Source organism: Phyllobacterium sp. YR531 (assembly GCF_000282595.1).
GTDB lineage: Bacteria > Pseudomonadota > Alphaproteobacteria > Rhizobiales > Rhizobiaceae > Phyllobacterium.
Window position 1 is genome coordinate 273198 of sequence record NZ_AKIZ01000014.1, and the last position, 21394, is coordinate 294591.

The window sequence follows — 21394 nt, forward strand, 5'->3', positions numbered from 1 at the left end:
GTATCAGTCAGGTTCAGCGCAGCAAACACTTCGCGATAAAATGAAGCGAGGTATCGTCGCGGCGGACTGTCAGCCGTGGAAGATTCATCAAATCATCACTTCCCGCCGCGCGCCGCCGGTCGGTGCCGCCGGCCACTCCATAGCCGGCCTTCCGCACCAGTTCCCGAACCTTGTCGTTTTGATCGCCATAGGGATAGGCAAATGAATCAACCACTTCTCCGGTGATTGCCTCCAGTTTTTCTTTGCAAGACAGAAGCTGTTCAAACGCCTGCTCCTCAGGAAGTTCACTCAAATGGACATGGTCCATTGTATGGGCGCCAACTTCGTGCCCAGCGGAAAGCCATTGCCTGATTTGATCAGCATCCATGCAGGCGGCTGGTAATACCCCGAGAGGCCGATCCCATTCATTCGATCCGCCGATCTGGTTGCTGACGAAGAAATTCGTTGCGGTGAAGCCGAATTCACGTAGGACTGGCATGGCATTCTGATAGACATTTACAAATCCATCATCGAAGGTGATTGCCGCGACTTTCCCGGCTTTTTGGCCGGTAATATAAGGCATGCATTCGCGCAGGGAGAGCCCCTGATAGCCAAGCCGCTTGAGCCAGCCCATCTGACGCCTGAACGATTCAGGGCTGACGATCATGCTTCGAAATGGCGTCTTGTAGGCCGGAGGCGTAGAGATCTGATGGTAGAGAAAAATCGGTACAGGCAAGATCAGCTCCCCTTGCGCCGGGAATAGGCCGCAACCTGCATACGATAAACCGGCCGCAATATTTCGCGCTTCAGTTTTTCAAGCAAAGGCTTTGGTTGCTGGATCGTACTCCCGCCAAGTTGCGATGAAACTTCCTTTACACCCCCAGGCACGACAGCAAGTGGTGAAAGCCCGGTTATCCAGTTCATTTGCAGGGTGGTGTCCACCGGGCGGTCAAATGTTTCGGTAGCGGTCAGCAATTTCTTTGCCGCATCATGGCTGACAAGTTGCATGACCATGCCCAATCCGACCGGTTCGGCTTTCAGGATGCGGGCATTGTCGGCTGTGAAAACCTCTGGCCCCTGCTCCCGGTGCGGGCGGAATGGAAAACGGATAAAATCACCTGGCCGGACGAACTCAGCCGCTGCCGCGTAAGCTTTGGCAAAGTCAGGCGTCAGGGCGACATCATCCTCCAGCACCAGCCCCGCGTCGAGTTTCTGATCAACAATGGCCTGCCATGCCTTTCGGTGTGAGAGAAAACAGGCCACTTCACGTATATTGAGGTCAAAAGGATATCGCGGAACATGCAGTGCACGTTTATAGACGCGACGAATGTCATCCTCAGTCAGGTTGCGGGCATCGACAGCATCGATCACATCTGTCGGGACTGGCAGGGTTTGCCTGAGCAGATCAACCTGCAATTGCCTGTCTTGTGATCTGGATAGATGAATGATGAACGCTTTGATCACTGATTCACTCGAAGCTGGGTTCTGAGACTACGATGGAGCCAAGCTGTTAGTACCGTTTTGGGAAGCCGCGTGCAATGCGATGGTATGGGCGCGTCGCTCATGTATGGCAATTGTCTGCAATGCGGCTATATAGACGGGCTTCATATGGTACATCGACCACTGCCAATGCTTCGAGGGATTTTGTTGAATAACCCGGTATCTTCATCTGCGACAGAGAGCAGGAAGGCAGCGCCCGGCTTGGCAATAGCGTCGCTTCTGTCTCCAGTTGCCGGTGCCTTGGCGGCTTTGCTGTTTGCCGGCACAGCTGATGGTCTCGCTCTCATTGGGGGGATCGTTATTGCCCTTGTCGGGTCAGGCATCGCCGGTACGGCGCTCGCCATAGGATCGTTTGTCAGGAAAGAGCGCTGGCGTTTGCTGGCAGTTCTGGGTTTATTTATAAACACTGTCCCATCAATAGCGCTTTTCATCGCTATTGTGGTGCAGCGTACCCAAATGTAAGGCGATTAACCGTTCATGTGCACGAAAAAACGCCGGAGCGAAACTCATGGCGTTTTGTTGAAACTGACTGATCAGTTGCAGGCCGACCAGGCGATCTGGCGGATATCTGCGCGAGAAATTCCAAGGTCAGCAAGGTTGCGATCGCTGCAAAGACGCAGCTCGTGGAGGTTCTGGCGATATTGGCGGTATTTCTGAATGCGATTGCGAAGGCTCATGGCTCTTACCCCTTTTATTGTTGGCCCTCCCTGCAACAAAGCTTGCTTGAAATAATATCGATTTAAAACTGCGAATGTTGCAATGCACCATTGCACTGTCTGCATGGCAAGCATCGGGCTTTAATCGCAAATGTCTTCGCGCTATAGAAGGTGCAACTGCAACACCAGCGGGATATTCTCTTGTCAAAACCCAACCCGTCAGCCCGGCAAAGGCTTGAGCACATTCTTGCGCGTCTGGCGGAGCGCGAAGATGACGAGCGGGTCTTTACACAGGTGTATGACCACACTGCACGCCGGGAAGGCGAGGCTTCCGATGTGCGTCTGCAAAAGAACCAAAGCCTTGGGCCGCTCGATGGGCGAATTGTCTCTATCAAGGACCTGTTTGATGTCGCCGGCGAGACCACATTGGCGGGCTCAATCATCCGCAAAACAGCGGAAGCCGCTAGCGAGGATGCCCTTATGGTTCAACGTCTGCGTGCAGCAGGCGCGGTCATTATTGGCAAAACGCTGATGACAGAGTTTGCTTTCACGGCCGTTGGTTTGAACCCGCATCATCCGGTTGCGGGCAACGCCGTTGATTCTCTACGCATTGCTGGTGGTTCGTCCATAGGGGCTGGAATATCGGTTGCCGAAGGAACGAGCGAAATTTCGATAGGATCGGATACGGGCGGGTCCATCCGTATCCCCGCAGCGTTGAATGGTGTTGTTGGCTTCAAGCCGACCGCCAAGCGCGTTCCCTTGCAGGGCGCGCTTCCGCTCTCACCCAGTCTGGATTCGGTTGGGCCTTTGGCACGCAATGTCTCAGATTGTGCCTTCACCGATTCGGTTCTGGCTGGCGAACATCCGCGTCCTCTCGACGCGATTTCCCTGTCGGGTCTGCGTATAGGTGTTCCGCGTGGAGTGTTGTTCAAGAATACGGAGCCAGAGGTCGAAAAGGCCTTTAGTTCGAGTTTGCAGGCTTTTGAGAAAGCAGGGGCAATCCTTGCAGACTGCTCAATAGATGATTTGATTGCAGCTCTGGCGCGGGCAACATCCGTGGGTTCGATTGCAGGGATTGAAGCAAGCAGAATCCACGCCGCATGGCTGCGGGATGATACGTTGGATGTTGACCAGCGTGTGCAACGGCCACTTCTGCGAAGACTTGAAGTATCGGAAAGTGACTACATAGACCTGATGATAAAGCGCCAGTCGCTGGTGCGAGAAATGGATAAGCGTATCAAGGCCTATGATTTTCTGGTGCTGCCAACCGTTCCGATCGTCGCACCTTCCATTGTCGCTGTCGAAGATGAAAACTTTTACCGGGACACAGAATCTCTGCTTCTTCGCAATACGCAGGTCGCCAACCAGTTTGATCTGACGGCTATAAGCCTGCCTATGCCAAATCTCGTATTGCCAGCCGGGTTAATGCTCATGGCACAGCATGGAACCGACAGGCGTCTTCTTGCCATGGCGCTATCTGTAGAACGTATTTTAAAGTGATGGTTTTACTGCGCGGCAATATCGAAACTGACGGAAATATCGCTCGCAATTTTCGGCAATCTCGTCAGGATGCGCATCCAATGTCTTTAGGGAAGGCCTCTCCATGATCCGCCACTGTGTATTCATCCGTTTTCGTGCCGACGTTCCCGCGTCGGAGCGGCAAGCTTGTTACGATGATCTTGCCAAACTCTGTAAACGGTTGCCCGGCGCACTCGCCTTCACATCCGGGGTCAATGTCAGCCCCGAGGCGGGTATGGACAAAGGCTATACAGAAGGTTTCATTCTTGATTTCACCGATGCCGCAGCCCGCGATGCCTATCTCATTGATCCTGAGCATCAGGCAATTGGCGGACGCATTGTATCTTCAGCCGTTGGTGGTCCGGACGGTGTTTTTGTATTTGATCTGGAAGTTTGACACCCATGAACGACAAGGAATTTTTCACGCAACTGTTTCGCGCAGCTGTTGATGCTGCAGACCCTGAGCGGACAATTGCCTCCCATCTACCGCCAAAGCCGAAAGGCCGGACAATCATTATCGGCGCTGGCAAAGGTTCAGCACAAATGGCGAGTGCATTTGAAAAGGCATGGGCGAGCAAATATCCGGGCAGTCCCATCGAAGGACTTGTCGTGACCCGTTACGGGTTTGGCGCTCCTTGTAAACATATAGAGATTATTGAAGCGTCTCACCCCGTGCCCGATGCAGCGGGCCTCGTTGCTTCGAAACGCCTTTTGGAAACCGTGTCGAATTTGACAGCGGATGATCTCGTCATTGCCCTCATATCAGGGGGCGGGTCTGCCTTGCTGCCATCGCCGCCGGAAGGCATGACCATTGAGGATGAAATCGCCGTCAACAAGACTTTGCTCGCTTCGGGAGCGCCGATCTCCGCCATGAATGCCGTGCGCAAGCACCTCTCCACCATTAAAGGCGGGCGTCTTGCTACTGCGGCACACCCCGCTCGTGTTTACTCGTTAATTGTATCGGATATCCCGGGCGACAATCCGGCCTTTGTAGCGTCCGGTCCCACAGTTCCCGACGAGACAATGCGTGAGGAAGCCTTGGCTATTGTTGACCGCTATGGATTTGATCTGCCGCAAAGTGCGCTGGCGCATCTCCGGTCTGCTGCGGCAGATGCCCCGAAGCCCCGCGATGCTGTATTCAACGATCATGAGTATCACGTGATTGCATCGGCAGGCGTTTCGCTGGAGGCTGCTGCCAGAACGGCGCGGGCCAACGGGATCGAGGCTGTCATCCTGTCTGATGCAATAGAGGGCGAAGCACGTGAGGTTGCCCATGTTCATGCTGCATTGGCGAAGCACGTACTTGCAAAGAATCAACCATTCGCAAAGCCCGTTGTCATTCTTTCCGGTGGTGAAACCACGGTTACCGTACGGGGAAAGGGCAAGGGCGGGCGCAATACCGAATTTCTGCTCTCCCTCGCAATGGATATCGATGGTGCGAACGGCATCAGTGCGTTTGCCGCCGATACGGATGGTATAGACGGGTCCGAGGATAATGCAGGTGCTTTCGCTGATAGCACCAGTGTGGCACGTCTGTTGGCAAAGGGGCACGATGCATCGACCTATCTGAATGGCAATAATGCCTGGACGGCATTCAATGCGATAGACGATTTATTTGTGCCGGGGCCAACTGGAACAAACGTCAATGATTTGCGGGCAATTCTCGTGCGTTGACGCGCTATCGCCATTATTGGATGGTCAACCGCTAGCATTATGCGTCGTGTTTGATTTGAAGTCGGCGCTATGAAATGGCGTTTCATGCAAAGGAAAGTTGAATGCGAGCTGCACCTACCTTGATTATCCTGTCGGCGATCCTTGTTGCCGGTTGCACGACCAGCCCGACAAGCAATGTTCCCGCTAACTCGCCGGTCAAGGATTTTTCCTTCGTACCGCCGCCCAAATCTCTTACCGAGCGCGCAAAGCCGGAGAAAAAGTTGACGCTTGAGGAAAGCGTTGCACGCCGCAAAGTGGAAACCGGGAAACAGTAGTCGGTTTATTCGGCCTTTGCCGTTTACCTTATTTAATGCCGTTTCATTCCGGAAGGATTGAAGCGGTATTTTCTTTTCTGCGCAAAAAAGGGGGGCTGAAACAACAAAACCCACCGCGGGAGGAGGTGCGGTGGGTTTCGTTGGTTATGGAGGGTCTTCTGGGAGGAGAAGAGACCGTCCGTTTCGACAGGGTCGGGAGGAGGTGACGCTGTCGAAAATTCCTGATTTGAAGATAACTCAATTGCCGTGATTTAATACAGACAATATTGCATAGCAGCATTGCATTTGGTGCATTGCAGCATTTTGCTGCTGACTTTTATGCCTACTCAGCCAATCACAGCCAGTTGAACAGTCTTACGGAACACAAACAGGTTCACATCGTTTATAATGCATTAACAAAGCTAACAACGGCGAAGCCGCCGCGCTTTAAATGTATGGACTGGAAAGGGCGTATCATGCACTTTTTGAGATCATCAGTGGTTATGGCAACAGTAGCCTTTCTCGCATTCACCCCGATGACGGCCAGCCATGCGTTCAGCATAAAAGGGCAGGTTGAAACCGAAAGTGAAGGCGGCGATATCAACAATAAGAAGTTCCAGAAGGCTGCGGTATTGGAAGCCAAAGCCTATATTTGTGGTACTGGTACAGAAGCCAGTGAAGCAGCAATGAGGGCAGGAATGGCTGAAACCGGCTTGCCTGAGGACATTGCTATCGAGGTCGTTTCTGACCTTGCTTCGGGCATTATCGATCAGGCAACACGGACCGGTTCAAAAAAGATGTGTGGTAAACCTGAAATCCAGATGTCGAGCTTTTAGATGTGAAAAGTAAGTTATTTAACAAAGTCGCGGGGTTACAGTTTATAATATAAAATTTTAAATTAATTTTAGTCTAAACTGACACCATTTAAAGGTCAGGCCGAATAAATTTGATCTTTTCAAAATGTTATTTTTCGTATTAGTGTCCCGCTGGAAAACACCATCTGATTCAATTTGTAAGAATTACAATGAATGACAGGTCCACGACAGTATCGCCGGATCAATTGTCGTGCTGACAGCTTGAAGCGTGCCTACGCTGCAGCTGGGAGTTGAATGGAGCGTTGTAACGTTCTTTGGGGTTGTGGGAGAGGAATGGATGAACAAGAGGACCAAGACGCTGGAAGTTCTGAAAGCGGAGCTTTCCAGATTGTGCGCTCTTGCAGACGATGAAGGCTTTGAGATGATCGCCTATTTCATCGAAACAGCCATCCGCGAATCCGACGAACAGCTATCACAGGAAATGCGCCCTGTTGTTGGAATGGAGCTGCGCTTGGCTTCTCCCCGCACCGGTACGATCTAATAGTGTCCGGCGCAGGCCGATAAGATAGAATTCTTATTCAACCAACGTTCAATTTTTGTGAATCATGAAATTGCTTGGCCGCATTGTGCAGCGTCAGCCGCCGCCTATATGAAGGTCATGATCCCATTATCCGTCCTCGACCTCTCACCGATTGCAGAAGGCAGCAATGCCTCGCAATCACTCTGTAATTCGCTGGATCTCGCGCAGAATGCCGAGCGTCTTGGTTATAATCGTTTGTGGCTTGCGGAACATCACAGCATGCGCGGCATTGCCAGTGCGGCAACGGCTGTTGTGATCGCTCAAGTGGCGGCAGGAACCTCAAAAATTCGCCTCGGTGCGGGTGGCATTATGCTGCCCAACCACTCGCCGCTGATGGTGGCCGAGGCTTTCGGCACTTTGGCAGCCCTGCATCCCGGCCGCATTGATCTTGGTGTTGGCCGTGCTCCGGGGACTGACCAGATCACTGCTCAGGCGCTGCGCCGCAATCTCAATCAGGACATTAACGGCTTTCCGCAGGATGTAGTCGAGTTGCTGGGTTACTTCAGCCCACCGCAACCTGGCCAGCACGTTATTGCAGTTCCGGGTGCAGGACTTGAGGTGCCGGTCTGGATACTTGGTTCCAGTCTTTTCGGTGCTCAGCTCGCTGCGGCTCTCGGTCTTCCCTATGCTTTTGCATCGCATTTTGCTCCGGCAGAAATGGAGCGCGCCATCGAGATCTATCGTGCCCGGTTTGAACCTTCACGATATCTGGACAAGCCCTATGTGATGCTTGGCCTCAATGTATTCGCTGCCGAAAGCGATGATGAGGCGCGGCTACTGCAAACTTCCCAGCAGCAGGCATTCGTAAACTTGCGTACCGGAAATCCAGGACCGCTTCCTGCTCCGGTCGAAGGCTATGAAGAAACGCTTGATCTTCATGCCAAGGCGATCTTGCGCCAATCCTTGTCTTGTTCAGTTGTAGGTGCGGCTCCTGCAATAAAGGCCGGGGTCGAAGAATTCATACAACGTACCGGCGCTGATGAAATCATGGTTACGGGTCACATATTCGATCATAAGGCGCGCGTGCGCTCATATGAAATTCTGGCTGATACAATGATTGGGAAGACAGCTTCTGCTTCAGTAAGCTTATTCGCATAGGGCGGCAGGCCATATTTTGGCCATTATATTGCCCCGAAAAAACCCGATCATCGACCGGTTGAGATCGAATTTCGCAGGTGAAGTGGCGCGCATCATCAATAGATGATCGTTCGCCAATCATCTGAAAGGAAAAACGATGCGAAAGATGATAGTGCTCGCGCTTTGCGCGGCATTCCCCTTGGCCACTTCGGCTGCTTATGCACAGACTGCACCGCAGACGCCACCAAGCGCGGCAGAAACCGCTCCATCTGGTCAGGCACCGGCTCAGACCGGCGCGCCGCAGATCACGACGATCAATATCGTCGATATCAACGAATTGCCTGACGCCACCAAGACGCAGGTCAATGACGCAGTCGCTCAGCGCAGCGATGGCGATGTAAAGAAGCTGCGTTCTTCCATCGACAAGTCACCGGAAGTAACCGCCGCCTTGAAGGAAAAAGGCCTGACATCAGAGGCAGTCGTTATCGCCAGCCTTGATTCAAAAGGGCTTTTGACGCTCGTCACCAAAAAGCCGAGCTAAAACACTCTTTGCCTCCAGCAAAGCCAATAAGTGCGGCCGGAAATCTCCGGTCGCATTTTTATGCCTGACTGCCCAGCTCGACGGCACGCTTGTGTGCGGCAGAGACGGCTTCCGTCACGAGCTTCTTCAGTCTGTCATCACCCATCAAAACATCAAGCGCAGCGGCCGTGGTTCCCTTGGGGCTTGTCACCTGTTCGCGCAGCTTTGTAGGCGTATCCTCGCTGGAGGCAGCCAAAGCACCGGCACCAAATACCGTCTGCATAGCCAATATCTCCGCCGTCTTCCGCTCTAGTCCCGCATCGACCGCAGCCTCGGTCAAAGCTTCGATGAAATGGAACACGTAGGCCGGTCCGGAACCTGAAACCGCTGTCGCCACATCGATCAGGCTCTCATCATCCACTGCTGCTACAGCGCCGCTTGTCTCAAGCAGGCGATCAACGAGGGCCGCATCGCTGTCTTTGACATGCCCATTGCGGAAGGTGACAATCATTCCCTTGCCGATTGCCGCCGGTGTATTGGGTATTGTGCGAATGATCGCGGCATTGGAACCCAGATGCTCTTCAAAAAAGGCAACTTTTATTCCTGCAGCCACACTGACAAAGGTCGAGATGCCGGCAAATCGCACATAGGCGGGAAGCACATCGCGCATAACCTGTGGTTTGACTGCGACGAGAATAATGCGCGGTGCAAGCTCGTCCTTGATCTTCGACGCGTCGGCCAACGCATTCACCCCTAAAGTTGCCGCGCGTTCAAGCAGAGCAGGGGTTGGCTCAACAACGGTCACTTGGCCTGGCTGCAATATACCGGCGTCAAGCCAGCCCTTGAGCATGGCAAAACCCATATTGCCGCAACCAACCAGAACCACATTGTCAACCATCGTCTCTCTCCATTTGAACAGGCGGCACTTTGATCCGGTCGCAAGCATCCGGTCAACAGGCTTTGGTCAAAATCAGGTGCGTGATGGCAATGGGATGCGTGCAGTCATGCGCAATCCGAAACATGCCATGACCACAAGCAACCAGACAGGATCGGCACGTCGAAAGAAGAAGCTTTCGAGGAAGGCATTCATCAACGAGAATGTCAGACACATCATGAAGAAGTCGGACAGGTAGATATTCTCGCGTTTTCTCAATGTTCGCACATAGTCGATGAGCGGCAACAGCACGAGAACAAATATTGCGCAGATCAGCGCCGGAACACCCATTGCGATTGCTATGTCCAGATAGCCATTATGTGCATGGACGATGCCCCGCACATCCCAGTCCAGATAATAAGGCGTTTCGGCTTGCCGCACGACAGGTGCTTCCCAGAAGCTTTCCAAACCATAGCCACGCCATGGAGTCTCACTGAGTTTTTCAAGGCCGAACTGCCAGATCGACGTGCGCCCGGTAAATGTCGCATCGGCACCCAGCTGCTGCAAAAGGTCGTGAGTTGGTGGAAAGAACAACGTACCTATTGTGAAAAAGAAAAAGCCGGTGAGCGCAGCGGCTATGAGCAACGCTGTCAGTATTCTCAAGCCGAAAAGACCGGGCACCATGACGAGAAGAATGACCATGGGAACAAGCGCTGTAGACGTTTTCGATCCCGTATGCGCCACAAACAGCAGTGCGAATACAAGTATGCCGATGCCGCTGGTCCGCCAGCCGCGGCGGATGAGATAAATACCCCCGAATGAAAATGCAGCCATTACTGGTCCGGCAACGTTCTTGTGGGCGAATATACCGCGCCAGAGTCCGGCATGTTCGGACTCGATTTCGCTCGCAGTGTGCTTGGCGAGGTCTGGGAAAATAACCAGACCTACATAGGAGAGCACCAGAACCGCCGTGGCGGCAATGACCAGCGCAAGCGAAAACCCGTCCATGTCAGGTGGCAAAGAAAGGACTGCAACGACACACAGGACGCCGATTATTGTGAAGATTACCGCACGCTGCGCGGCGCCGGGATCTACGGCAACCATGGTCGAAAGAAACAGGAAGCCGAACATGACGATCCACATCGGGCTCAGGAGTGCCCAAAGACGTTGCGGGTTGGCCAGCACGATCATGGCCAGGATTGACACGCCGCCCAATGCCCCGAATCCAAGCTGGTTGACGACATCACCGCCGCTGCCTGCAATAGCAGTGCTGGCTGGCTGAAATGGCCGAAACGAAACGAGCAAGACACACAGGATCAGCGCAGCCAGAAGGCTTGCCACCAGCCGCGCCGGGATCGCTATGAAGGAGTCAGTTCTTTTCAGGTTGCCTATATTGCTCATTCGAATATCCGAATTCTGCCAAAACACGGCCAAGCCCAATATAGATCTGATAGACACCTATGGACAGAGAGCCGGTCTGCGCTGTCTTTATCACGGCACGAACAGGTGAAACGGCTAGAAGCGCCAGACTTTTCAGGATTGTCTTCAACTTGCCGAAAGGCTCATTGGAGCGTTTGCGTTTTTCAATCAGGCTCGAAATGACGCCGTTGCGCAAAGCGCGCGCTCTGATCCAGTCCGCCTCGACTCGTCGTGCAGGCACGGTTTCGTAAACCGCCGCTTCAGCACACCAGGCGATGGTGAATCCCTTGACGACACTCCGGCTTATGAAGTCGGAATCGCCACCACCCATGAAATTGAAAGTGAGATCAAGGAAAGGAAAAGGCATCGCTTCAAGCACATTACGCCCGACTAGCAGATTACCTGACGAGTAAATGATCGGCACGCGTCCGGTTGTGTCGTAATGCGGGCTGAAAACAGGATGGCTAGCCCATACCTGATGTTCCGGTTTTGCAAACATAGGTATCTGCGGGCCACCGACGAAATCGACACCATACAGTTCGCGCGTCTTGCAAAGATTTTCCAGCCAATGCGGGTCGGCAACTTCGTCATCGTCGATAACCACCAATGATTTGAAGTTCGGAAATATTGCGAGTGCTGTCAGCCATCCGGCATTGTATGCGTTACAATTGCCGCGATTATGCGCAATGATTACTAGGCCGCGATATTCTCCAGCCTCAAACAATGGCGCAGCGACAGTAGCGCCCTCGCGTTTTTCCGCTTCGTTTTCCATGACGATAATTGCAAATGAACGGGACGTAACCTGCGCCTTCAGCGAAGCGAGGGTTTTCAATAGATGATCCGGCCGTTTGAATGTGGGCAGTGTGACGACAACATCAATCGCTTCCGGCGAAAGGTCGGGCGACTGTGTTACGATGGTTATATTGTCGTGGCCGTTCAATTTCATCACGGGACTATTTATCCGTTATTTATCTATATGAAGATATAGAAGACACTTGTTCAACATTTCATTACGTTCGAGCCACAATGCACGTACTTTTTGTCACCTCCATCGTCCCGGACGGTAAACCGGCCACAGGCTACGAAATCGCCAACAAGGCGATTATCGATGGGTTAAGGCGCGCTGGTGTAAAAGTCACTGTCATCGGCTTTGTCTGGCCTGGCAGTGCGCCGCTGGACCCCGGCAGCACAATATTGTTGGGGGAGGTCGATGTTCGCAACGATACCGCTAGCCTTGGCCAAAAATTGCGTTGGTTGGGAAAAGCCGTGCTCACGGGCCTCACCGTATCTTCGGTAAAACTACGCATCATCACCAAGGAGAAGTTCCGGGCAGCTATCGCCTCAGCAGAACCGTTTGACGCCTATGTGCTAAATGGCGTTGCCCTTGCCGGAGCCTTTGAGGACTGTTTTGCCGACAAGCCGAAAGTATTCATCGCGCACAATGTCGAGCATCGCTCTGCCCGCGAAAATGCCGATGCTGCAACAAGCCTTGTGCAAAAATATCTGTTCAGTCGTGAGTCCCGGCTTTTGGCAGGATTGGAAAAACGCCTGTGCGACAGCGCATCATTTGTCTTCACCTTGGCCGATGAAGACATCACAGCATTGCAACTTGAAACAACCGGGCGCGCAGCCGCCTTGCCGTTGGTGACCGAAGCGGACACCACGAAAATGTCTGATCGCGTGATTGAGCATGATTTGGGCCTGATCGGCACGTGGACATGGCAACCAAATCGCATCGGCCTTGAGTGGTTTTTGCGCGAAGTCGCGCCGCACCTTGATAAGAATATCCGCATTACTGTTGCGGGCAGTACGCCAGCCGACCTCAAGGCTGCATGGCCGAAGGTAAATTTTGCAGGGCGCGTGCCGGACGCCACGGATTTCGTTCGCAGCTGTGCAGTAATCCCGCTCATCAGCCGCGCCGGGACCGGGGTTCAATTGAAAACAATCGAAACTTTCGAGCTTGGCTTGCCAAGTGTCGCCACTGCTCTTTCCGTGCGCGGTATTGCCGATGTGCCGGATAATTGTGTTGTGGCGGATGATCCGGCTGCCTTTGCCAAAGCCGTCAACCAGATGGTTGCGCGCGTTCGGGAGGGTGAAGACATGATACGATCAGGCAAAGCTTTTCGGATGGCGCAGCAGGAGCGGTTTGACCGGCAGATCAAACTTGGCCTCGACCGGCTTCAGGCGATAAAATGAGCGAGACTGCCCCGCCCATTCGCTCCGTCCTCGGCGTACCGGTTGTCGCCCTGCCATGGCAGGATGCCATTGATCTGATACGCGAGCGCATCGCCAACAGGCAGTTCACACTTATCACCTGGCTGAATGCTCATAATGCAAATGTAGCGCAGACTGATGCCGGGTTTCGTGAAGCGTTGGAACATTTTCTCGTCCTGCCCGATGGCATCGGCGTCGATATCGCTTCAAAAATTCTGCACGGAGCATCTTTTCCCGCAAATTTGAATGGCACGGATTTTACGCCCGCTATCCTGAAGGCTGAAACCAACCCTATCCGCATCGGACTGATCGGTGCCAAACCGGAAGTCGTAGCAGGAGCTGCGGCTAAATTTCGTCAGATTGCCCCGCAACATGATATCCGCATTGTGAGTGACGGGTTTTTCACCATGGCGGAGGAACCCGGTATTCTGGCATCGTTGAAAGAGTTTTCTCCACACATATTGCTGGTCGCGATGGGCGTTCCCCGCCAGGAATTGTTCATGGCGCAAAAGCTCACGCCAGATCATTGCGTGGTGGCAATGGGTGTAGGCGCTCTGTTCGATTTCATGGCTGGTGCCGTGCCACGTGCTCCTGCGCTGGTGCAAAAACTACGTTTTGAATGGCTGTATCGTCTGGTACAGGAACCGGCGCGTTTATGGCGACGCTATATTGTCGGTAACCCGCTTTTTCTGTTACGCGTTATGCGAGCAAAACTGAGAGGTCGCAATTGAAGAACGCATTGGTCACGGCAAGTTATGCGCCGGATTTCCGGCGTTGCCAATTGCTGTGCGAAACCATTGATCGTTTTGTGACGGGTTATACCAAGCACTATATCTTGGTCGAACATCGCGATGTTGCCCTGTTCAAGCAGCTTGAAACGCCCAATCGCATCGTGATCGACGAAAACGATCTGATGCCCGGCTGGATAAGGCCGTTTCCGGATCCGACAAATTTTGGCCGCCGCCGGATCTGGCTGTCGCCCAGAACCATGCCTCTGCGCGGTTGGCATATGCAGCAATTCCGTCGTATCGCGATTGCTCAACATACGGATGATGACGCGTTCATCTATATTGATTCAGATGTCACCTTCCTGAAGCCATTTGATTGCTCGCTGTTCTGGCAAGGTAACGACACGCGGCTGTTCCGGCGCGATGGTGATCTGTTGCGTCCCGTCCCGGGTGATCAACTCATCTGGTCTGAAAATGCCGGTAATCTGCTTGGGATTACACCTGTCAGCGTCGCCGGGCATGACTACATCGGGACACTCATTGCGTGGCGCCGCGATGCCATTATTGGCATGTGCAATCATATCGAGAAGCGCAGCGGCAGGCACTGGGTTGCGACCATTGGCCGGACACGCAAGTTTTCAGAGTGCATGATTTATGGCCGTTATGTCGATGAAGTTCTGATGGCAAAGGACCATTATCACGATGGCAGGGAGTTCTGCCGGATTCACTGGTCTGCACCGGCTCCGACGGATGACGAACTCGTGAAGTTCGTCGAGGAAATGGCGCCCTATCAAGTAGCGATAGGTATCCAGTCATTCCTTGGCGACGGCACGGATCGTATACGGAAGCTGTTTTTCTAGACCCGCCGTGCCGGTCTCTTGATGGCTCGATAGGTCAGGATGGTAGAAACAAGATAGATGACCGCGAACATGGCATTGAGCCAGATCAGCCAATCATTTACTTCCAGAAAGGTCACCAGCAGCCAGGACAGCAAACCTGCTTTGATAATCCCAAGTACCGCAAGGTTGATCGCCCGTAGACCGGATTGCCCGCGCGCATAGAGAATTTCTGCCTGATATTCGACGAGATTACGCAAACCGGGCACCAGAATGACCAACGGCAGCAATGCAACAACCGACGCTACATTATCGCCCAGCGCCCGCGGGAAAATGTGCAGAAATAGCGCGAGCGCTGCCAACCCAAGTGTTGACACCAGAAACACACCGAATTCCAGTCCTCCGCGTATCTTCATGGATTTGAGCATGTCTGGCGTGCGCATCAACTTTTGCACCAGCATCATGTTAAAGGAACGTACGGGCAGAGCCGTCAGATCGACAAGGCGCATGATGATTGCGTAAACACCCGCCGTCTGTGGGCCGCCGACCGCCAATACCAGCAGCTTGTCCATCTCCGACTGAATGTAGAACAGGACTTCCGCGCCTGTAACCGCAAAAGAGTCGCTTAGCCGCCGGCGATAGAGTTTTGGCACCAGCCGCAGCCGCACCTTGGGATAGAACCAGATAATGGCAATGATCAATGCTATCCCGTTTGCCCCGGCATACCACCAGCTCCAGATAGCGAGGTTGGTAGCGCTGGAAAAAGCAAAAAGAACTGCCGCAATGGCCCTAAGCGCTGTGCCGATGATGACCAGCAATGCGGCGCGGCCAAATCGGTTGAGGCCATTATTGACGACGACGACAACTTCCAGCGAACGCCACAACAGCGCTTCGGCGGCGACGATTACGGCAAACGTGCCAATTGCAAGGTCGGCACCGAAGAAGACGAGATGAGCAAGATAGGCTGCCAGCACGAAAATAGGCAGGGAAATGACAACCGCCGCGAGAAACCCTCCCGTATAGGCACCCAGAAGCTGAGGTTTGACGGTTGAAATCCGGTATAATGGGGAGACAAAACCGAACGATACAAGCCGCGAAAGCACGACACCTGTTGCTGATGCGGTTGCAAACAATCCAAACTCGGCAATCGTCAATGTATTGGCAAGGGCGACGAAATAGGCCAGCGAGATGACCAGCCGTCCCGCTGATCCACTGATCACCGAGAAATAGTCGCGGATCAGCCCCGCATTGGCTTTGACATGCCGAACAATCAATTTCATATCCTGCGCAAGAACATTTGATTGTATGTAGCGTAAAAGGTTTAACGGCTCGTATGGGCTGGTTGTAAATGCCTTCCACCCATTCTAGCTTCTTATTTTCTTCGCTGCATATTTTCAAATTATATCATATAGGCTATATTTAAATGGATTGGACTGTCGAAATATCCATCCCTGCGGAAGCGGAGATGGATGCACTACCTCCCGGTTTGCAAGCGCGGTTAATCCGTCTGATGGAGCTAGTGGAAAGTATCGGACTGGAAAATATGCGCGAGCCGCATGTGAAGCATATCGATGGCAAGTTATGGGAGCTTCGAGCCAAAGCGGCTGAGGGAATAGCTCGGGGGATGTACATAGCTGTAACGGGAAAGCGAATTGTGATCTTACATGTCTTTGTAAAAAAATCGCAGCGAACGCCTCGAGGTGCCTTGGCTTTGGCCTACCAACGAATGAAACAGGTGGAAGTATGAAAACTCTCGGGGAATTGAAGAAAAAGTACGTAAAAGATCCTGCATTCCGCGAGCATTACAAACAGGCTGATGTGGAATATACAGTTATCGAGCTTCTTATTCGTACACGAACCCAAGCAAAATTATCCCAAGCTGAGCTTGCCAAGCGAATGGCGACTACCCAATCTGCAATTGCAAGATTGGAGGGAGGTCGAGTTTCACCCTCAATTGCAACATTGAGGCGATACGCCGAAGCCACTGGATATAAGTTGCATGTCGATATGACTCCTCTGTAAGCGAGAAGTTGTGATAATTAACGATTTATTTTCCATAGAACTTTAGTGTGGATTAACCGTGGATCGCAGTATCCGCGATTGATCGCAGTTGGGTCAGGATGTTGGAGTTCAGTTGCGGATGACTAATCGTGAAAACGAGACGGTAAAGCGGCGCTCGCTTCTCTCGTTTGCCAGCGAGCAGAGCCCGGAGGCGCAGACACCGCGTGCTGAGGCTGCGGCGCCTGTTCGCAACGAAACCAGTCTCGACCATTATCATAGAATGCGCAATTTGCGCCTTGCTGCAGAATCCGAGCCTACTCAATCACCGCCGAATGATATTCCCGAAGAGTTGGGTAATGAAGCGGTCGAACAGGATGCGATAAATCGTATGCGCGCGGATATGGCTGCGATCAAGGCCGAGCTTAATCGCCGCGTTGATGCCGCCGAGAATGAAGTCCGCATGCCCGCAGCGACCTATAACGAGCTGCTGCGGGAGAAAGAACCAGCAGCACCCCCGGTCTTTATCCCCGCAACTGCCGAACCGGCAACTCCAGAGCCAGAGATGTTTAAAAAGCCAGTGTCTGCTCCATCGCAGCGGCCGCAACAGGTCCGGGCAAAGCCTCAAAAAGATGACTATCAGGATGATGAGTGGAAGCCTCTTGTCGATCCCCGTATTGTCATAAACAGGGTCGGCCGATCCAAATCGTTGATCGTAGCCACCACGATTATCGGAGCATTGCTGGGTGTTGGTTATGCCATGACACTGCCCAAGCTCTATTCCTCGACTGTGGAAGTGCTGGTTGACCCGCGAGATCTCAAGATCGTCGACAAGGAAATTTCATCGACCCAGCTTCCTCTGGATGCTTCGCTCGCCGTCGCTGAAAGCCAACTGCGGATTATCCAGTCCAGCAGTGTCTTGACCAAAGTCATTGAAAGAGCCGGACTCGCCAAAGATCCGGAATTCAACGGTGACCTGAGAGAGCGTGGATTGTTTGCGACGATACGCGAACTGTTTTCCACCGACAGCACGCCGGACGCCACAACGCGCGAGACATTGCTGCTACGCAATCTTTACGAACACCTGAATGTCGAGCGCAGCACGAAGAACTACATTTTTAACATTACTGTTGATTCGCGCGATCCGGAGAAGTCGGCGCTCATCGCCAATACGGTGTCGGATGTGTTCCGCGAAGAGCAGGGCAATATTCAGTCTGATACCGCAAGACAGGCCACGGAGGTGCTGACCGCCCGGTTGAACGATTTGCGTGCAGGCGTTGAGGTGGCTGAAAATGCCGTCCAGAAATTCAAGGCCGAGAATGATCTTGTGGACGTTCAGGGCCGGCTTATCAGCGATGACGAAATTACGCGCACCAATGATGAATTGACTGCAGCCCGCAACCAGACAATCCGCCTGAATGCACAGGCAGCATCAATCCGCAGCACTTCCGTCGAGGGTGTTCTTGGCAATACTTTGCCGGAAGAATTCCGCTCGGGCGTCATCGTCGCTCTGCGATCGCAATATGGTGCCTTGAAACAGCAGGCAGATGGCCTTGCAACAAAGCTTGGACCTCGCCACCCGCAGCTCATTCAGGCGCAATCGCAAGTCAGCGGCATTCGTACTGAAATCCGCAACGAACTGCAGCGCATCGCCTCATCTGTACAAACGGAACTTAAACGGTCTCAGCAGCAGGAACAGGAGTTGATGGCGCGCCTGAACCAGTTGAAGGCACGCACGGCTACCAACAATGAAGACATGGTCAAGTTGCGGGAGCTTGATCGCGAGGTCGCCGCCAAGCGTGCGGTCTATGAAGCATTTCTCCTGCGCGCCAAGGAAACCGGTGAGCTTGAAAGTGTAAACACCACCAATATAAGGGTCATTTCCCCGGCTCGTCCGGCGCTGGAAAGCACTGGCGGATCGCGCAAACTTGTCGCTATAGCTGGCTTGCTCGGTGGGCTTTTTGCCGGGCTTGGCATCGCCATCCTGCTGGGAATGCTTGAAAGTTTTCGCGCGGGTAATCGTGCTGGAGATTCTCCCTCAGATCCGGCACCTCTCGGCAATGGCAGGCGCACGAAACCCGTTACTCAGGAAGCCTCCGTGCCGGCTGCCTCACGCCTTGGTGCCGCCATCAAGCGGGCGCGCAGTGGCAGTGTTTCCGCTGAGTTCGCAGAGGATGAGACGGCTGTGGCTGAGTTTCTCTATGCCTATGCCGACGCGCATGTTGCGCCACGCCAGCACGACAATTCCAATATTGACGACATGCTGGATGACATTGCAGAACTACGAGAAATACTCCGCGAAGAAGCAGAACGGCAGACCGGTTGAAATGCCGCTCTAATGCAGTCTCGGCGTGGGGCCTTGCCCCTTATCGTCAATGACATATCCGCGGTAGAAACGATCAAGCGTAAACGGCGCGGATAGCGGGTGCGGTTCATTTTTTGCAATTGTCCAAGCAAAGCATTTGCCGGAAATTGGCGTTGCCTTGAACCCGCCATAGCACCAGCCGGTATTCAGATACATTCCCGGTAGCGGTCCTGTCGTGATGATAGGTGAGCCGTCCATGCTCATATCCATGATACCACCCCATGAACGCAGAAGCTTAACCCGTGCCAGTGCCGGAATAAGCGCTACAAACTCGCTCATCACGTCTTCAACAACCGGAAGGTTGCCACGCTGTGCGTAGGAGTTATAGCCATCAATATCACCACCAAACACCAGACCACCCTTATCGGATTGGCTGAAATAGAGATGACCGCCACCAAAGGTTGCGACCGTATCGACAACCGGCTTCAGCGCCTCGGAAACGAATGCCTGCAACACATGCGATTCCAGTGGCAAACGGTCGATACCGGCCCTGCGCATCAACTCGCTGGTGTTTCCAGCCACGGCACAGGCTACCTTTTTGGCATTGATTGGCCCGCGCGTTGTCATAACGCCGGTAACGGTATCGCCATCTTTCAGAAAACTCGTCACTTCGCAGTTCTCGATGATATCCACGCCCAGCTGATCGGCGGCGCGGGCATATCCCCACACGACAGCATCGTGCCTCGCCGTGCCGGCACTACGTTGCATAAGTCCGCCGATAATCGGAAAACGTGCTGAACTGCTGATATCAAGGCCGGGTATGAGTTTCTTGATCTGGGCCGGGTTCATCAATTCGGCATCAATGCCATTCAGCCGCATCTGGTTGCCGCGTCTTGCATAGATATCGAGCTGCGGGAGTGAATGGGCGAGATTGACAACGCCGCGCTGCGAAAACATCACATTGTAATTGAGATCGTGAGACATGGTTTCCCATAGCTTCATCGACGCTTCGTAAAAATGCTGATTCTCGGAAAGCAGGTAGTTGGAGCGTATCGCGGTGGTGTTGCGACCGATATTGCCTGAACCGAGCCAGCCCTTTTCCACTACGGCAATATTACGGATGCCGTGTTCCTTGGCGAGATAATAGGCTGTTGCGAGGCCATGGCCGCCACCGATTATAACCACGTCATAGGCTGACTTGGGATCGGGTTTACGCCATGCCGGCTTCCAGTCCTTGTTGCCGTTGAGGGCATTTTTTAGAAGGCTGAAAGCTGAATAGCGCATTTGAATTCCCGGAATCGGTAACGTGTCACACAATCATGCTTGGATTTTCTGAGTTAGCCAAGCCCTGCAACGTATCATCGCATTGCGGTTCTTCAACGCTTTCGCTATTGCGTCAGGGAACGCCGTTCTGACGGTATTGTTTGGGCGCAAAATCAAGAGAATGACGCTCAATCCGCGAAGTACGATTTCCAGGAGCAGCACATGGCAGTGACGATCAATGGCAAGGAAATTGCCGAGGATGTGGTATCGAAGGTCAAGACATTTGCTGCCGAACTGATCAAGGACAGCGGGATTACACCGGGTATCGCCGTCGTGATCGTAGGGGAGGACCCGGCAAGCCAGGTCTATGTTGCATCGAAAGGTAGAAAAGCGCGCGAATGCGGATTTCATTCCGAGCAGCATACCCTGTCGGCCGAAACTTCAGAGGAAGATCTTGTTGTGCTGGTGGAGAAGCTGAATGCGGACCCAAAAATCCACGGCATTCTTGTACAGCTGCCATTGCCAAAACATATCGATTCCGGGCGGATCATCCAGACAATTTCGCCAGACAAGGATGTGGATGGTTTTCACTTCATCAATGTCGGCAAATTGGGAACAGGCGAAATTGAAACCGCTTTTGTGCCGTGCACACCTGCTGGCTCCATGCTGTTGATTGATCGTATTCTCGGGCGCGATCTGTCCGGCCTGAATGCTGTCGTTGTTGGTCGCTCGAATATTGTTGGCAAGCCCATGTTCAATTTGCTGCTGGCGCACAATGCGACAGTAACCATTGCTCACAGCAAGACCAAAGATCTTGCCGCTCTTTGCCGCACTGCCGATATTCTTGTGGCAGCAGTCGGCAGATCGCAAATGATCAAGGCCGATTGGGTCAAACCCGGAGCGACCATTATAGATGTCGGCATCAATCGTATTCCGGCACCCGAACGAGGCGAGGGCAAGACCCGGCTCGTCGGCGATGTCGATTTTGCCGATGCCGCAACGGTTGCAGGAGCAATTACACCCGTTCCGGGCGGGGTTGGCCCAATGACGATTGCCATGCTGATGGCCAATACACTTGTAGCGGCCTATCGCTCGGCCGGTAAAAACCCGCCGCGTTTCTGATCAGTTTGCTCAAATAGGGAATC

The 21394-nt window shown here is 53.2% G+C and carries 24 protein-coding genes; 16 read left to right on the forward strand and 8 right to left on the reverse strand.

Annotated elements, in window-relative coordinates:
• Positions 1-13: 13 nt before the first annotated feature.
• A complete protein-coding gene (locus PMI41_RS05825) occupies positions 14-715 on the reverse strand; it encodes a polysaccharide deacetylase family protein (protein ID WP_040853836.1) in 702 nt (233 codons plus the stop codon).
• Between the two features lie 2 nt (positions 716-717).
• Positions 718-1443, reverse strand: coding sequence for a glycosyltransferase family 25 protein (locus tag PMI41_RS05830; protein WP_008122741.1), 726 nt, complete (start codon positions 1441-1443; stop codon positions 718-720).
• Between the two features lie 183 nt (positions 1444-1626).
• Here PMI41_RS05830 and PMI41_RS05835 point away from each other — a divergent pair, with 183 nt between their 5' ends.
• Positions 1627-1941, forward strand: coding sequence for a hypothetical protein (locus PMI41_RS05835; protein ID WP_008122742.1), 315 nt, complete (start codon positions 1627-1629; stop codon positions 1939-1941).
• 71 nt (positions 1942-2012) lie between these two features.
• Here the strand turns inward: PMI41_RS05835 and PMI41_RS24575 are convergent, their stop codons facing one another.
• Complete coding sequence (locus PMI41_RS24575; protein ID WP_008122743.1) at positions 2013-2156, reverse strand: DUF1127 domain-containing protein; 144 nt, start codon at positions 2154-2156, stop codon at positions 2013-2015.
• Positions 2157-2336: 180 nt separating this feature from the next.
• Here PMI41_RS24575 and PMI41_RS05845 point away from each other — a divergent pair, with 180 nt between their 5' ends.
• The 8 genes from PMI41_RS05845 to PMI41_RS05880 all read left to right on the forward strand — a co-directional run bounded on the left by PMI41_RS05845 (position 2337) and on the right by PMI41_RS05880 (position 8633).
• On the forward strand, positions 2337-3635 hold the full coding sequence (locus PMI41_RS05845) for an amidase (RefSeq protein WP_008122744.1): 1299 nt from the start codon (positions 2337-2339) through the stop codon (positions 3633-3635).
• Between the two features lie 103 nt (positions 3636-3738).
• A complete protein-coding gene (locus PMI41_RS05850) occupies positions 3739-4050 on the forward strand; it encodes a Dabb family protein (RefSeq protein ID WP_008122745.1) in 312 nt (103 codons plus the stop codon).
• Entirely contained in the window at positions 4047-5327 is a 1281-nt protein-coding gene (locus PMI41_RS05855) for a glycerate kinase (protein ID WP_040853841.1), read from the forward strand. The genes PMI41_RS05850 and PMI41_RS05855 overlap by 4 nt, the downstream gene beginning before the upstream one ends.
• A gap of 101 nt (positions 5328-5428) precedes the next feature.
• Positions 5429-5641 (forward strand): hypothetical protein, encoded by a 213-nt coding sequence (locus tag PMI41_RS05860; protein ID WP_008122747.1) that lies wholly within the window; start codon positions 5429-5431, stop codon positions 5639-5641.
• A 293-nt stretch (positions 5642-5934) separates the two neighbouring features.
• The gene (locus PMI41_RS05865) at positions 5935-6456 is read left to right on the forward strand and encodes a hypothetical protein (protein WP_157179319.1); all 522 of its coding nucleotides are present in this window, start codon (positions 5935-5937) and stop codon (positions 6454-6456) included.
• A gap of 316 nt (positions 6457-6772) precedes the next feature.
• Entirely contained in the window at positions 6773-6976 is a 204-nt protein-coding gene (locus tag PMI41_RS05870) for a hypothetical protein (protein WP_008122751.1), read from the forward strand.
• Between the two features lie 117 nt (positions 6977-7093).
• Positions 7094-8113 (forward strand): LLM class flavin-dependent oxidoreductase, encoded by a 1020-nt coding sequence (locus PMI41_RS05875; protein WP_040853924.1) that lies wholly within the window; start codon positions 7094-7096, stop codon positions 8111-8113.
• Between the two features lie 136 nt (positions 8114-8249).
• Entirely contained in the window at positions 8250-8633 is a 384-nt protein-coding gene (locus tag PMI41_RS05880; RefSeq protein ID WP_008122754.1) for a hypothetical protein, read from the forward strand.
• A gap of 58 nt (positions 8634-8691) precedes the next feature.
• Here the strand turns inward: PMI41_RS05880 and proC are convergent, their stop codons facing one another.
• From proC to PMI41_RS05895, 3 genes are all read right to left on the reverse strand, one after another.
• The gene (proC, locus tag PMI41_RS05885) at positions 8692-9510 is read right to left on the reverse strand and encodes a pyrroline-5-carboxylate reductase (RefSeq protein WP_008122755.1); all 819 of its coding nucleotides are present in this window, start codon (positions 9508-9510) and stop codon (positions 8692-8694) included.
• Positions 9511-9582: 72 nt separating this feature from the next.
• Positions 9583-10887: an O-antigen ligase gene (locus tag PMI41_RS05890; RefSeq protein WP_008122757.1), complete on the reverse strand. Its 1305-nt coding sequence runs from the start codon at positions 10885-10887 to the stop codon at positions 9583-9585.
• The gene (locus PMI41_RS05895) at positions 10856-11851 is read right to left on the reverse strand and encodes a glycosyltransferase (RefSeq protein ID WP_008122759.1); all 996 of its coding nucleotides are present in this window, start codon (positions 11849-11851) and stop codon (positions 10856-10858) included. Before PMI41_RS05895 ends, PMI41_RS05890 begins: the two co-directional genes overlap by 32 nt.
• An 80-nt stretch (positions 11852-11931) precedes the next feature.
• Between PMI41_RS05895 and PMI41_RS05900 the strand changes: the two genes are divergently transcribed.
• From PMI41_RS05900 to PMI41_RS05910, 3 genes are read left to right on the forward strand one after another with little or no spacing between them, the layout of a single operon-like run.
• Positions 11932-13101: a glycosyltransferase family 4 protein gene (locus PMI41_RS05900; RefSeq protein ID WP_008122761.1), complete on the forward strand. Its 1170-nt coding sequence runs from the start codon at positions 11932-11934 to the stop codon at positions 13099-13101.
• Positions 13098-13850, forward strand: a complete 753-nt coding sequence (locus PMI41_RS05905; protein WP_008122763.1) for a WecB/TagA/CpsF family glycosyltransferase — start codon at positions 13098-13100, stop codon at positions 13848-13850. Before PMI41_RS05900 ends, PMI41_RS05905 begins: the two co-directional genes overlap by 4 nt.
• On the forward strand, positions 13847-14707 hold the full coding sequence (locus PMI41_RS05910) for a DUF6492 family protein (RefSeq protein WP_008122766.1): 861 nt from the start codon (positions 13847-13849) through the stop codon (positions 14705-14707). The genes PMI41_RS05905 and PMI41_RS05910 overlap by 4 nt, the downstream gene beginning before the upstream one ends.
• On the opposite strand, the gene PMI41_RS05915 is transcribed toward PMI41_RS05910, so the two are convergent.
• Positions 14704-15957 (reverse strand): lipopolysaccharide biosynthesis protein, encoded by a 1254-nt coding sequence (locus tag PMI41_RS05915; protein WP_008122767.1) that lies wholly within the window; start codon positions 15955-15957, stop codon positions 14704-14706. The genes PMI41_RS05910 and PMI41_RS05915 overlap by 4 nt on opposite strands.
• Before the next feature lie 149 nt (positions 15958-16106).
• Here PMI41_RS05915 and PMI41_RS05920 point away from each other — a divergent pair, with 149 nt between their 5' ends.
• The 3 genes from PMI41_RS05920 (at position 16107) to PMI41_RS05930 (ending at position 19007) form a co-directional block, all read left to right on the forward strand.
• Positions 16107-16430: a type II toxin-antitoxin system RelE/ParE family toxin gene (locus PMI41_RS05920; RefSeq protein WP_008122769.1), complete on the forward strand. Its 324-nt coding sequence runs from the start codon at positions 16107-16109 to the stop codon at positions 16428-16430.
• Entirely contained in the window at positions 16427-16705 is a 279-nt protein-coding gene (locus tag PMI41_RS05925; RefSeq protein ID WP_008122771.1) for a helix-turn-helix transcriptional regulator, read from the forward strand. Before PMI41_RS05920 ends, PMI41_RS05925 begins: the two co-directional genes overlap by 4 nt.
• 118 nt (positions 16706-16823) lie before the next feature.
• Positions 16824-19007, forward strand: coding sequence for a GumC family protein (locus PMI41_RS05930; RefSeq protein WP_008122773.1), 2184 nt, complete (start codon positions 16824-16826; stop codon positions 19005-19007).
• 9 nt (positions 19008-19016) lie between these two features.
• Here the strand turns inward: PMI41_RS05930 and PMI41_RS05935 are convergent, their stop codons facing one another.
• Positions 19017-20270 carry a sarcosine oxidase subunit beta family protein gene (locus tag PMI41_RS05935; RefSeq protein ID WP_008122775.1) on the reverse strand — a complete coding sequence of 418 codons (1254 nt, stop codon included), beginning with the start codon at positions 20268-20270 and terminating at the stop codon, positions 19017-19019.
• A 201-nt stretch (positions 20271-20471) separates the two neighbouring features.
• On the opposite strand from PMI41_RS05935, the gene PMI41_RS05940 reads away from it, so the two are divergent.
• Entirely contained in the window at positions 20472-21371 is a 900-nt protein-coding gene (locus tag PMI41_RS05940; protein WP_008122777.1) for a bifunctional methylenetetrahydrofolate dehydrogenase/methenyltetrahydrofolate cyclohydrolase, read from the forward strand.
• Positions 21372-21394 lie beyond the last annotated feature (23 nt).